We start from the raw sequence: 13,729 nt of genomic DNA on the forward strand, positions 1-13,729 counted from the left end.
TTATATAAAAAGAATAAAATGTCAACCTTGTTTTTGTAAAGGTTTTCAAAAATGCTTTATCGGTCTGATAAAGAAGTTTGATGTGCGGATGACCCCGCATCATGTTCACATAAACGACAAAATCCAGTATGATGAGAGAAGGAAATACCGATTGACAGATATGAAAACCGGTATTGAGGTATTTATTAATTTTAAAATGTAAATGGTTACAAAAGAAGGACGAGTGCGTTTGAGGCACGTAGATGACACTCTGGATGGGTTCTTGATTTCGTTTATTAAAGGAGAGATGTAATATGACAGCTACCAAAGGTCTGGAAGGCATCGTTGCAACAACCTCTTCGATCAGCTCCATTGTAGACGGTGTGCTAACATACCGTGGTTACGATATTGACGATCTGGCTGAACATGCAAGCTTTGAAGAAGTTGCCTATTTGCTGTGGTTTGGTAAATTGCCAACTACGGATGAACTGAAATCCCTTCGCAAAAGCCTGAGCGATTACGCGCCGATTCCGAGCGAGTTGATTGCACAAATCCAATTGTATCCGAAAAACATGAGTACCATGGCAGCACTGCGTTCCGCAGTATCCGCATTGGCTCTCTATGATGAGCAGGCTGACGAGATGACAGCGGAAGCGAATGAGAACAAAGCGGTTAAGCTGCAAGCGCAATTGCCAACTATTGTGGCAGCCATAGCTCGTATCCGTCAGGGCAAGGAACCTGTGGCTCCAAAAGAAGGCGCTTCCATCGCAGAAAACTTTTTATATATGATGACTGGAGAACAACCGACCGAGACCGCTGTTAAAGCTCTTGATCAGGCGCTTGTTCTGCATGCTGATCACGAATTGAATGCATCTACATTTGCTGCGCGTGTAACTGTAGCTACGCTTTCTGACATCTATTCAGGTGTAACTTCAGCGATTGGTGCATTGAAGGGGCCATTGCATGGCGGTGCTAACGAAGCCGTTATGAAAATGCTGATTGAGATTGGTACGCCTGAACGTCTCGAAGCGGCAATTCAGGAAAAACTGAACAACCGTGAGAAGATCATGGGATTCGGACACCGTGTATACAAAAATGGAGACCCACGTGCCAAACATTTGCAAAAGATGTCCAAAGAACTGGGCGAAATGAACAACGATACACGCTTGTATGATATGTCAGTGAAGATCGAAGAGCTGGTGACAGGACAAAAAGGCTTGAAGCCAAATGTAGATTTCTATTCAGCTTCCGTATATACCCAACTGGGTATTGAAGAGGTAATGTTTACACCGATCTTTGCGATTAGCAGGGTATCAGGCTGGACTGCTCATATTCTGGAGCAACTCGCGGATAACCGTATTATTCGCCCGCGTGCCGAGTACACAGGTCCAACAGATCAGAAGTACGTTTCGATTGAACTTCGCTAATGCTGTCAAAACCAGTATAATAAACAAGGATGGGGTGAAGGGTTGAAACCTGTCGGCTAAAAACGGGCCGCATGTTCATAACCCTTCCTCCAATTAAGACAAGCGGTGTGTTATCATACTGCACATACGAATCTCAAGGAGGAATTATACGAATGAAATTAGAAAAATTTGCTCATCCAACTGAAGGCGAAAAAATTCAAATTGATAACGGTACACTGCAAGTACCTAATAACCCAATCATTCCATTCATCGAAGGTGACGGTACAGGCCGTGACATCTGGAAAGCTTCCAAGCGTGTATTGGATGCAGCTGTTGAAAAAGCATATGACGGCAGCAAGAAGATCGCATGGTATGAAGTGTTTGCTGGCGAGAAAGCATTCGATACATACGGGGAGTGGCTGCCAAACGATACGCTTGAAGCCATTCGCGAGTATATCGTAGCAATCAAAGGACCACTGACTACGCCAATCGGTGGCGGAATTCGTTCCCTGAATGTCGCACTTCGTCAAGAACTGGATCTGTACACATGCCTGCGTCCTGTCCGTTACTTCGATGGTGTACCTTCTCCGGTTAAACGTCCTGAACTGGTAGACATGGTCATTTTCCGTGAAAATACAGAAGATATCTACGCTGGTATTGAATATGCAGAAGGTTCCGAAGAAGTGAAAAAAGTGATCCAGTTCCTGCAGCAGGAGATGGGTGCAAACAAAATCCGTTTCCCTGAAACTTCCGGTATTGGTATCAAGCCAGTTTCCTCTGAAGGTTCCAAACGTTTGGTACGTGCAGCAGTGCAGTATGCCATCGATCACAACCGTAAGAGCGTTACATTGGTACACAAAGGCAATATCATGAAATTTACTGAAGGTGCCTTCAAAAACTGGGGTTATGAAGTTGCTGAAGAAGAGTTCGCTGACAAAGTGTTCACTTGGGCACAATACGATGTCATCAAGGAAAAAGACGGCACAGATGCAGCAAATGCTGCTCAAAAAGCAGCTGAAGATGCTGGCAAAATCATCGTGAAAGATGCGATTGCCGATATCGCTCTGCAACAAGTATTGACTCGTCCAGGCGAATTCGATGTTATCGCAACGTTGAACCTGAACGGTGACTATCTGTCCGATGCACTGGCTGCACAAGTTGGCGGAATTGGTATCGCTCCAGGAGCGAACATCAACTATGTAACAGGACATGCTATCTTCGAAGCTACTCACGGTACTGCACCTAAGTATGCTGACAAAGATGTCGTGAACCCAGGTTCCGTTATCCTGTCCGGCGTTATGTTGCTTGAGCACTTGGGATGGCAAGAAGCGGCTAACCTGATCTACAAAGGTATGGAAACATCCATCAACAACAAAACAGTTACTTATGACTTTGCACGTCTGATGGACGGCGCTACTGAAGTGAAATGTTCTGAATTTGCTGATCAAATCATTAAAAACCTGTAAGGGGAGATGTGAATCGTGACTATTCAGCGCAAAAAAATCACAGTAGTCGGCGCCGGATTTACCGGAGCTACAACAGCTTTGATGCTTGCCCAAAAAGAACTCGGGGATGTTGTTCTGGTTGATATTCCTCAATTGGAAAACCCGACGAAGGGTAAAGCGCTCGATATGATGGAAGCGAGTCCTGTTCAGGGCTTCGACAGCAATATCGTTGGTACTTCCAACTACGAGGATACTGCAGGTTCGGAGATTGTTATTATTACGGCAGGTATTGCCCGTAAACCGGGTATGAGCCGTGATGATCTGGTCAACACGAATGCAGGAATCGTGAAGTCTGTTTGTGAAAATGTGAAAAAATATTGCCCTGATTCCATCGTCATTATTCTAAGCAACCCGGTGGATGCAATGACATATGCGGCTTATCAGACGCTTGGTTTCCCTAAAAACCGTGTAATCGGTCAGTCCGGTGTTCTGGATACTGCACGTTATTGCACATTCATTGCACAAGAGCTGAATGTATCGGTTGAAGATGTCCGCGGATTCGTTCTTGGCGGCCACGGAGACGATATGGTACCACTCGTTCGTTATTCCAGCGTTGGTGGTATTCCAATCGACACCCTCATCCCGGCAGATCGCATTGAATCCATCGTACAACGCACACGTGTTGGCGGCGGTGAGATCGTAAACCTGCTTGGAAACGGCAGCGCATATTATGCACCGGCAGCTTCTTTGGTGCAAATGACCGAAGCCATTTTGAAAGACAAAAAACGAATTATTCCGGTTATTGCTTACCTCGAAGGGGAATATGGCTACAATGATTTGTTCCTTGGCGTGCCAACCATTCTGGGTGGTAACGGAATTGAAAAAATCTTTGAACTGGAACTGACTGCTGAAGAAAAAGCGGGACTCGACAAATCTGCTGATTCCGTTCGTAACGTCATTTCAGTAGTAAACCTGTAAGTTTGAATACTTTTTGACAGGAATACACAGAAAACCTTCGGATTATCCGGAGGTTTTCTTTTCTTTGGATAAGTTCCCCAGTATAATGAGATGTGATGTATAACACACTGAACTGAAATTTTTGAGGAGGATGGACATTTTGACAATGATTATGTATTTGCTTCATATTATTGGAGCACTGGCGATGGGATTCTATCTGGTCTTGCCTTTCGTGGTTGGCAAAATCCGTACCCTGAGTACAGCGGCCCAGGAAGGGGCATTTGCATCACTCCGTTCATTGAATCGTATTGCGCAGTATGGACTGGTGATTCAACTTCTTACGGGTGGTTACTTGATGACCAAAGGTGAGTATTCCTATCTGTGGATGGGCGTAGTTGTCGTGCTGCTGCTCGCGATTGCAGCAATTGGTGGGATTATGGGCAAACCGCTTCGTTTGGCAGCAGAGGCTGTGAAAAGCAAGCGTGACGTTAGTGCAGAGCAAAGCAAGATTCGTACGTTCAGCACATTACTTGCCATCTTCCTGCTTATTATGGTGTATCTGATGGTTAACAATCAGGTTATCTAAGAACAGCTGCGAACGAATTTTAATTGCTTGCTGAACTTCTTGCTGGACTTAAAGCGTTTGCACTTCATAACGCTGGACAAGCCGAATTAGAAAGTAAGGTATTGAAACCTATTGAAATAGACAGCCTCTGAGGCTGTCTATTTTTGTTCGCTCGGCTGGAGAAATGTCTCACAACCAGCAAAGTGATAGTGTTGAATCTACAGTTTATATGACTGACACAGTTAAGTTCTACATTTTTCACCCCAGGCTCACAGCGTGGGCAAATACGGTATTTCGCCCGTTACGCTTCGACTCATACAGGGCCGTATCGGCATCGCGCAGCAAGGATTCCAGAGAATCGGACCCTCCATTATATTGGGCCACCCCGAAGCTTGAAGTCAGTGGAATACGAGTTCCCTGTACCTCCAGCGGGTCATTCAACAAGGCCACGCGTAACTTCTCAGCGAGCTGCTCACCATCTTGAAGGGATGCATGGGGAACAGCGATGACAAACTCTTCTCCTCCATAACGTGCAAACAGCATCTCCGGGTTCAGATAACGATTACATACAGAGACTACGTGAATGATGGCCTGATCGCCAACGTCATGTCCATAGGTGTCATTAATTCGTTTGAAATGATCAATGTCAAATAAAATAAAGGCCGCAGGCCGCAGATTAAGCTGGGCTTCACTCAGTATCTCTCGTCCTCGAAGCAGGAACTGCGTACGGTTATATATTTTGGTGAGGCCATCGAAGTAAGCCAGCTGCTTCAGCTGTTCTTGCAGGAAACGCTGTTCTGTAATATCAATCAGCATAATCAGAGTACCAACGGCTTGTCCCTCTTTGTTATACACATATGATGTTCTGACCTGGTAACAGACGGTCTCTCCATTTAACTGCCAGTACAAATCGGTTTGTAGGCCTTCCCGCCCATATTCCACCGGAAAAGTCTCTCCTGCAAGAGATAGCCAAATATCGTTCAAATATTGTCCCACCATACTCAAATCAAGCTCAGGCAGCATATCACGTAGAGATTTGTTGTAATCGACGAGACGATTGGAGCTATCCAGCACGATAACACCTTCACGCATGCTTTCAAAGATACTATCCTTGGCAATAGGTACGATGGTTAGAAGACGGGAGGATAGAATAGCCCATATATACATTGCGGATGTTATGCACATGAGAACCGGAACGGGGTCCATTCCACCTGGTGTCAAACCAAGCAAATATACGAAGGCCGCTACCATGGGAATAACTTGTGAGGTGATTAGGGTGAGTAGCTGACGACGGTAGATCTTTTTGGTATGTCTCCATTGTCTGATGAGAATAAGGCAGGCGCATAATAGACATGAAAAGGTAAATGCACCATGGACTACGTACCATTGACCTATGGCAATTTCCATTAGGGGGACAGAGCTGTCTTCTCTTAGCCACACTTTTTTATAGAATAAATGATGATAATCATTGGTTGCCACCATGAACAAGGTAATGGAAGGAATTACAAACAGCGCCGTAGTCCCTTTTTTGGATACCGTTCTACCTGTGTATTGTATCATGAGCTGCAGCCCAAGTGAGGCGGAGAAAGGCATACCGATATACTCTACGATCGTCCAGAACTTCATCTGCTCCAGAGTATTGCTGGTGAGTTCAATCGCGTATCCGAAGGTGTACACAGACAGAGCTGCTGTATAGAGTATGAATATTTTCGAACTCGGGATCTCTGCCCTTCTAACATAAGTATATAAACACAGAAAAACATTCAGCACTGCTGATGTTGCTACAAGTGTTATATAAGAATTAATGTGCGATTCCATGGGTTAGGTCTCCATATTAGATCAGAATGTTTGCTCCGTGGGGATTTAACCTTGATAAATGTAGTTGAAAGCTTATCTGTATACTGTACATTGTACATCAGCCTATACGGCATAGGAAACCAATTTGGATGCTGAAACAGTCTCAATTTCGAAAAAATTTCGAATGTTTGGCAAGATAGGGTCAATCATTACGGCTTTCCTCAATGGCAGGATGTCTGCAAGAGGATGAAATAAGCGATCAGATCATCATGGGATTTTTCTGTTTGACCTCCAAAAGGGTGTGGTAAGTAAATATCGAAGAAGAAATACAACGACTTTGGAGGATGAACCGTTGGAAGAAGGAATAATCTGTACTGTTCATGCCATCCTACAGAATAAGACTAGATCAGACAATCCATTTTGAAAGGAGAAATACCAGATGTCAACCGAAACACAAAACCAAAAGACGATGCCTGCTCAACATCAGGATCAGCGCCCCGGTATCGAATCGGAGATGCACCCCAAACCAGAGTTTGAGAAACCTCAATATAAAGCAGCCGGAAAGCTGTTGGATAAGGTTGCATTGATCACGGGTGGAGACAGTGGAATTGGACGTGCTGTTGCCGTTACATATGCGAAGGAAGGCGCGGATGTAGCGATCGTGTACCTGAGTGAGCATGAGGATGCTGAGGAAACAAAGCGTCAGGTCGAACAGGAAGGACGCAAATGTATACTCATTGCCGGGGACATTGGTGACAATACTTTTGCCAAGAGCACAGTGCAGCAGACGGTGGATCAACTGGGCAAGCTGGATATTGTGGTGAATAATGCAGCCGAGCAGCATCCACAGCAGCAGTTGGAGGATATTACACCAGAACAGTTGGAGCGCACGTTCCGTACCAATATCTTCGGTATGTTTTACATTACACAAGCTGCCCTGCCACATCTCAAAAAAGGCAGCACCATCATTAATACGACTTCTATTACCGCATATCGCGGAAATCCGACGTTGATTGATTACTCATCTACCAAAGGAGCAATCACATCATTTACGCGCTCCTTGTCGATGAACGTTGTGGAGAAGGGAATCCGTGTGAATGCAGTTGCTCCAGGACCTATTTGGACCCCGCTCATTCCATCCACTTTTGATGAGAAAAAGGTGAGCGAATTCGGTGCTACTCAACCAATGAAACGTCCCGGACAACCGGATGAACTGGCTCCAGCTTACGTGTATCTCGCTTCTGATGATTCTTCCTACGTGAGCGGTCAGGTTATGCACGTCAATGGCGGCGAAGTGGTGAATGGATAATCGATCAACGAAATGTTCGAAATGAAGGCGTATCGTCCAGGAAGACTGGTCGGTACGTCTTTTTTATGCGCATATATTGGAATGAGATGATTTTGATCATATTTACAAAAGTCGGTATCGGCGTTGATGCAACCATGATATTTTATCTATAGTCATGCGTGGAGATAGCCCTATAACAACTCGCCGATTAGCTCCTTATCAAAAATGGCAGGATCTTCATGCTATCTGTGATATGATATAGACCGAACAAGTAAGCTTCGGAGGCGCTCATATGAAGATTAGCAAACAAATGCGGCACACTATATATGGGGTGAACTGTGCGATGGTTGGCATCTCGTCCAAAATGAAACACGAAGCGTTAGGATATGTTAATTATTAATTTTACAACAAAGGAAGAGATAGATGAGACCTTTCCGAATTCGCCTTGCCATCATCATGATGGTGCTGATCGGTATTTCCGTCATTGTGGCTGGTTATACGATGGGCAGAGTTTTTAAAACTACTCACATCACTGCACTGGAGAAAACGATGGTGCGTGAGATCAATTTGCTGAAAGCAACGTTCCCGTTCCATGATGCAACCGATCCGACAAATGCAGAGACACAGAAATATTACTCAGAGCGTGCTGTGGAACTGGATCGACTGACGGATTCACGGGTAACCTTTATTAATAAAGACGGAACGGTCATTGGCGACTCGGAGAGCGATCCGAAGTCCATGGACAACCACTTGGACCGTCAGGAGATTAAAGAAGCGGTTGGGCAAAGCTATGGTCAATCGATTCGTTACAGCGAAACATTGGGGCAGGATATGCTGTATGTGGCGCTTCCTGTGAATTCAGATCAAAGTGACATGATTGAGTTACCCAGCGGGAAATTTGACGGATATATTCGTTTATCCATGAGTCTTGAAGCTGTAGATCAAGGACTTCAGCAGGGCTGGATTTTAATGTTTTTCACCCTGGGACTTCTGTTTCTGATTGTGGCTCTGGTCAGTTACCGGGTTGCGCGTGGGCTGACATCACCGATTGAGCATATTACGAAGGTGGCTCATCGAATTACCAAGCTGGACTATGATGCGAGGGTGAATGTAACCCGCAATGATGAGATTGGTCAACTGGGGCTTGCCATTAATGGAATGGCAGACAGCCTTCAGATGCAGTTGAAGACAATCAGGGATAATGAAGCGCTGCTGGAAAGTGTCCTTGCCAACATGACAGGGGGCATTATCATGATTGATGCAGGTCAATCCATTGCCCTGGTCAATCGGGAAGCGGAGCGTATGCTTGGCATTCAGGCAGAGCGCGTTACTGGCAAGCCATATGTTGAATTAAAGCGGCATTATGAGCTGACGCGAACCGTTGAAGAGAGTGTTGCACTGCGAGAACCGATGCATGAAGAAGTGAGTGTGTTCAATCCGGTTGAAAAATTGATTCGCATTGATGGGGTACCGATGTCTGAAGATGATGGTGCTTATCGGGGGATGCTCTTCCTCCTGCAGGATGTAACGGCGATCCGCAGGCTTGAATCGATGCGCAGTGAGTTTGTAGCGAACGTATCTCATGAACTCAAGACTCCTGTGGCTGCGGTCAAAGGTTTTGCCGAAACGCTTCTTAGCGGCGGGGTACAGGACAAAGAGACGGAACGTTCATTCCTGCAGATCATATATGATGAAGGTGACAGACTGAACCGATTAATCGGTGATATACTGGAATTATCCAAAATTGAATCCAAACGGGCTCCGCTGCAGTGTTCGCCTGTGCATGTGCATTCGTTCTTCGAGATGGTCCTGGGTACCCTGTCTAAGGTGGCGGAGAAGAAAGATATTCGTCTGGAGATGAATGTTCCTGAAGAATTGTATATTGAAGCTGATGAGGATAAAATGAAGCAGATCTTTATTAATTTGTTATCCAACGGCATTAACTATACACCAGAGGGTGGAAGGGTAAAATTGCAAGTGTCGGTTGAACATAAGGAGGACGAAGAACAAGTTGTCTTTGCAGTGTCTGACACAGGAATCGGTATCCCGAAAAAAGATTTGCCACGGATTTTTGAACGCTTCTATCGGGTGGACAAGGGCAGATCCCGTAATTCGGGAGGAACTGGACTTGGACTTTCGATTGTGAAGCATCTGGTTGAATTACATCATGGCCAACTGGCTGTAGAGAGTGAACTTGGCATGGGAACGACGTTTCGTGTTATCCTTCCATTAATTCAGGATGAAGAAATATAGCCGGTTGGGGGCGGAATGTAAAAAGGAATATACTGTTTTACACACAGTTAACAATTAGGTGCTATGATAAAGAAAGTGTTGTGGCAACAGACAACCTACAAGGAGAGAAGGGGTACCATGGCGCAGCGTTTGCTCGTTATTGAAGATGAACCAACATTATCAAGATTGCTTACGTACAACCTGACACAAGAGGGCTATGATGTTATTGCTGAGGATCACGGATCTTCAGGTTATGATCGGGCCTTGTCCCAGGATTTTGATCTGATTCTGCTGGATCTGATGCTTCCTGGAATGAATGGTCTGGATATCCTGAACAAGCTACGAATTCAGGGTGTCAGTACACCGGTCATTATTCTCACAGCCAAGAACGGTGAAGCCGAAGTGGTGCAAGGCTTAAAATCAGGTGCCGATGATTATATTACCAAGCCTTTTGGCGTATCCGAATTGCTAGCTCGAGTAGATGCGGTGTTAAGACGTTATTCGAATGGTGAGGATTTGCCTCAACCAGAGGATAAAGACGGTTCACGCATTATTCTGGGAGAGCTTGAGATTTATCCTTTGAAGTACGAGGTTACGCTGGGTGGACAATCCATCAGTCTGCGTCCCAAGGAGTTCGAGGTTCTGCTTTATCTGGCAAAGAAACCAGGTGTTGTGCTTACACGGGATGATCTGATGAATGCCGTCTGGGGCTTCGATTATATCGGAGGACAGCGTACGGTGGACGTTCACGTCAGTTCATTACGGAAAAAGCTGGAGCTGGACCCGGAGTCGGTTCACATTGATTCGATTCGCGGTGTAGGTTATAAATTGGTTGTAAAAAGAAAAACTCCCCATCATTCGAGTTAACAATGATTGGGGAGTTTTATTTTACATTCCGTTAACATAAAGAATTATTTTCCTTTACGTATAGGGAGTAGGATGAAGCTGTCTGAGTGATACTTTGTACCTATATATTCCATCTCAGGACGGAGCTCATACGTAAAGGAGATTGCGCATTTATGCCCATGTTGCTCGAAGTGAAGCCCGACCAGCCCAAAGAAATGTTATATTCGCAACAAGAACAAGCCATAACGCACATTATTGAACAAAAAGATGAAGATGGAGTTATGGATACCAAAGACATTGTCATTTCATTACGGGACTATTGCCGCCAAGTTCCGGTAGTTGGCGTTCATACGACCTGTGGGGAAGCGGCAAGCCTGTTGAATCAGGACCTGGAGTACCCTTGTATTGTATTATGTGATGATCAAATGAAGCCATTAGGATTGTTGATGCGAGAGACATTATACCGGATGCTGAATGGACGCTTTGCGGCAGATCTTTTCTACCGGAAGCCGGTTGTGAATGCAGCGAACTCTTCTCCTGTCATTGTCGATGTGCATGCAGAAGCCACCGCGATAATTGACATTGCTTTGACCCGCAGCGAGCAAAATTTCTATGATTGTTTGATCGTTACGGAAGAAGACCAATTGCTGGGTGTGCTGACGATGAGGGATGTCATGTCCCTTTCCCGTAAGCTGCAGCATGTGGCCTCGGAAGAACGTGTACATATTATTACACAGAGCAGACAGGAAATAACAAGAATCAACGATTCCGTTACCAGACTGGTTCAAGCGGCTCGAAAAGCGGGGGAAGAAGCAGAACAGATCATGCAGTTGTCCCAGCAGGGTGCCAGCAGTCTTAGTCAGGTCGATGCTTCATATAACCGTGTATATCAGCATATTGATGGTCAGCAGAAGCACGCTGATGACATGCTGCGTTCCATCGATATGGGTTCCGGAATGGCAAGTTCCATTCGTTCATTAGCAGACCAGAGTGGGCTGCTTGCCATGAATGCTTCCATTGAAGCAGCACATGCTGGGGAGTACGGACGGGGGTTTCAGGTCGTCGCTGGGGAGATTCGCGCACTTGCCAAGCAAACCCGTGAGGTTGCGGGAAATATGTCTTCTTTGCTGGAGGATATCGGCGGGCTAACCAGACAGACTGTAGAACTGGTGAGAGCAAGCGCGGCAGAGATTAACAGCAGCTCCGTTCATGTAAACGATGGAGGGGCTGCATTCAAACAGCTGAACACCGCTGTAGCAGGCATGTCTCATATTGCAGAAAATATTGCCATGGAAGGCAAGACGGCTGGGGAATTGGCAGAGCATATTCGGGAGAGACTGGAAGATATGGTCCAGGCGGATGATTAAATGAAGGTAGGATAGGCATCGTTCATACGCAATGATCAGATAAGGGGGTCATGAGTGTGAAAGATGTCTCTTTTTACATTCCGTTAACATGAAAGTGATACTGTTTTTACAATGAGAGGGTAGGATATTATAGATGGCCGGAGCCAAGTTCAATTATTGGCATCGGTTTACGTAAGGGAATCTGGTTGTCCCTGCCGCGAAGGAGAAGTGAACATCCATGAAAGACCTCATTCACATTGAAGGACTTAATTTATACTATGATACGCATCACGCGCTTAAAAATATATCAATGGACCTGCCGGAGAAGACGGTTACCGCGTTTATCGGTCCATCGGGTTGCGGCAAATCCACCTTGCTTCGTACTTTGAATCGGATGAATGACATGATTCCAGGCGTACGTGTGGAAGGACAAGTTATGCTGGACGGTTCCGACATTTATGGCAATGAGATTGAAGTTGAGACGCTGCGCAAGCGGGTCGGAATGGTGTTTCAGCAGCCTAACCCTTTTCCAAAATCCATCTACGATAACGTGGCCTATGGGCCGCGACTTCATGGGGTGACACAAAAAGCGGAACTGGATCGTTTGGTTGAGCAGAGTCTGGTCCATTCTGCACTGTGGGACGAAGTAAAGGATGTGCTCAAAAAATCGGCACTCAGTCTTTCTGGCGGACAACAGCAGCGGCTCTGTATTGCACGTGCCCTGGCTGTCCAGCCTGACGTCCTGTTGATGGATGAAGCAACGTCTGCACTTGATCCGATCTCGACACTCAAAATCGAGGAACTGGTGAAGGAATTGCACCACAAATACACAATTGTAATGGTAACCCATAACATGCATCAGGCTGCGCGGGTATCGGGTCGTACTGTATTTTTCCTGAACGGGGAAGTGGTGGAGGCGGCTGAAACAGAAACATTGTTCTCCACACCGCAGGATTCCAGAACCGAGGATTATATATCCGGACGGTTCGGCTAAGCAAGCTGAGTTCGAACGATCCCGGTGTGTCCGGAGATGATGGATAAGGAGGACATGGAATCTATGATTCGCAGAAAAGAATTTGATCAAGAGCTTGAGGAACTGCGCACACTGCTTCGGCAAATGGGTGAGCATGTAGGAACGGCGCTGGATGGTGCCATTGAAAGTTTGCAGACGATGGATGCCGAGAAAGCTCAGGTCATCATCAAGAACGATGCGAATCTGAATGCCCTGGAAGACAAGATTATGGAACTGGGTTCCAAACTCATCATTACACAACAGCCGGTAGCGAAGGATCTGCGACGTATTATTGTTGCATTCAAAATCTCAAGTGACCTGGAGCGTATGGGTGACCTTGCACTCGATGTAGCGAAAGTGACCCTTCGCATGGATGGGCAGGAGTTGATTAAACCGCTAGTGGATATTCCAAGAATGGCGGAAATCGTAAAAGCCATGGTTGATGAATCTATTGAATCCTTCCTGAAAGAAAATACGGATCTGGCTTACAAAATGGCTCAAACTGACGATCAGGTTGATCAATTGTACAGTCATATGATCAGTGACCTTTACTCGTTCATGTCAGACCATCCGAACAAGGCTTCCCAAGCGATGCTCTTGATGATGGTAGGGCGTTACATCGAACGGATTGGTGACCACGCAACAAACATTGGTGAGAGCACGGTGTATCTGGTAACAGGAAAACGCCCTGATTTGAATCAATAGGTAACTGTATTAGTGAAATTAGGTAATTCGCACGGAATAAAGGGACTTTCTCTTGGGTGGCCTGTATACAGGCTGTCTGTGGAGGGGGTTCCTTTTTTCTGCAGGTCAGATGATGACATAAAAATCGGCTGATTTTTTTGTTGTAACTGGT

Annotated in this window: 11 protein-coding genes; 10 read left to right on the plus strand and 1 reads right to left on the minus strand. The window is 45.7% G+C overall.

Annotation, left to right across the window (positions count from 1 at the left end):
- The first annotated feature begins 293 nt into the window (after positions 1–293).
- From citZ to P364_RS0105460, 4 genes are all read left to right on the plus strand, one after another.
- Positions 294–1,406 carry a citrate synthase gene (gene citZ, locus P364_RS0105445; RefSeq protein ID WP_024629138.1) on the plus strand — a complete coding sequence of 371 codons (1,113 nt, stop codon included), beginning with the start codon at positions 294–296 and terminating at the stop codon, positions 1,404–1,406.
- A gap of 152 nt (positions 1,407–1,558) precedes the next feature.
- A complete protein-coding gene (icd, locus tag P364_RS0105450) occupies positions 1,559–2,851 on the plus strand; it encodes an NADP-dependent isocitrate dehydrogenase (RefSeq protein WP_024629139.1) in 1,293 nt (430 codons plus the stop codon).
- 15 nt (positions 2,852–2,866) lie between these two features.
- Positions 2,867–3,808 (plus strand): malate dehydrogenase, encoded by a 942-nt coding sequence (mdh, locus tag P364_RS0105455; RefSeq protein ID WP_024629140.1) that lies wholly within the window; start codon positions 2,867–2,869, stop codon positions 3,806–3,808.
- Between the two features lie 139 nt (positions 3,809–3,947).
- On the plus strand, positions 3,948–4,373 hold the full coding sequence (locus tag P364_RS0105460) for a hypothetical protein (RefSeq protein WP_024629141.1): 426 nt from the start codon (positions 3,948–3,950) through the stop codon (positions 4,371–4,373).
- 237 nt (positions 4,374–4,610) lie between these two features.
- Here P364_RS0105460 and P364_RS0105465 read toward each other — a convergent pair whose 3' ends face one another.
- Positions 4,611–6,170: a histidine kinase N-terminal 7TM domain-containing diguanylate cyclase gene (locus tag P364_RS0105465; RefSeq protein WP_024629142.1), complete on the minus strand. Its 1,560-nt coding sequence runs from the start codon at positions 6,168–6,170 to the stop codon at positions 4,611–4,613.
- A 418-nt stretch (positions 6,171–6,588) separates the two neighbouring features.
- On the opposite strand from P364_RS0105465, the gene P364_RS0105470 reads away from it, so the two are divergent.
- The 6 genes from P364_RS0105470 to phoU all read left to right on the plus strand — a co-directional run bounded on the left by P364_RS0105470 (position 6,589) and on the right by phoU (position 13,578).
- The gene (locus P364_RS0105470; RefSeq protein ID WP_024629143.1) at positions 6,589–7,458 is read left to right on the plus strand and encodes an SDR family oxidoreductase; all 870 of its coding nucleotides are present in this window, start codon (positions 6,589–6,591) and stop codon (positions 7,456–7,458) included.
- Between the two features lie 402 nt (positions 7,459–7,860).
- Complete coding sequence (gene pnpS, locus P364_RS0105480) at positions 7,861–9,690, plus strand: two-component system histidine kinase PnpS (protein WP_024629144.1); 1,830 nt, start codon at positions 7,861–7,863, stop codon at positions 9,688–9,690.
- A gap of 117 nt (positions 9,691–9,807) precedes the next feature.
- Positions 9,808–10,536 (plus strand): response regulator transcription factor, encoded by a 729-nt coding sequence (locus P364_RS0105485; RefSeq protein ID WP_024629145.1) that lies wholly within the window; start codon positions 9,808–9,810, stop codon positions 10,534–10,536.
- A 152-nt stretch (positions 10,537–10,688) separates the two neighbouring features.
- Entirely contained in the window at positions 10,689–11,882 is a 1,194-nt protein-coding gene (locus P364_RS35125) for a methyl-accepting chemotaxis protein (protein ID WP_024629146.1), read from the plus strand.
- 217 nt (positions 11,883–12,099) lie between these two features.
- Complete coding sequence (gene pstB, locus P364_RS0105495; RefSeq protein ID WP_024629147.1) at positions 12,100–12,855, plus strand: phosphate ABC transporter ATP-binding protein PstB; 756 nt, start codon at positions 12,100–12,102, stop codon at positions 12,853–12,855.
- A gap of 63 nt (positions 12,856–12,918) precedes the next feature.
- Complete coding sequence (gene phoU, locus P364_RS0105500; protein ID WP_024629148.1) at positions 12,919–13,578, plus strand: phosphate signaling complex protein PhoU; 660 nt, start codon at positions 12,919–12,921, stop codon at positions 13,576–13,578.
- The last annotated feature ends 151 nt before the right edge of the window (positions 13,579–13,729 follow it).

Origin of the sequence: Paenibacillus sp. MAEPY2, from assembly GCF_000499205.1 — a bacterium.
Taxonomy (GTDB): Bacteria; Bacillota; Bacilli; order Paenibacillales; family Paenibacillaceae; genus Paenibacillus; species Paenibacillus vandeheii.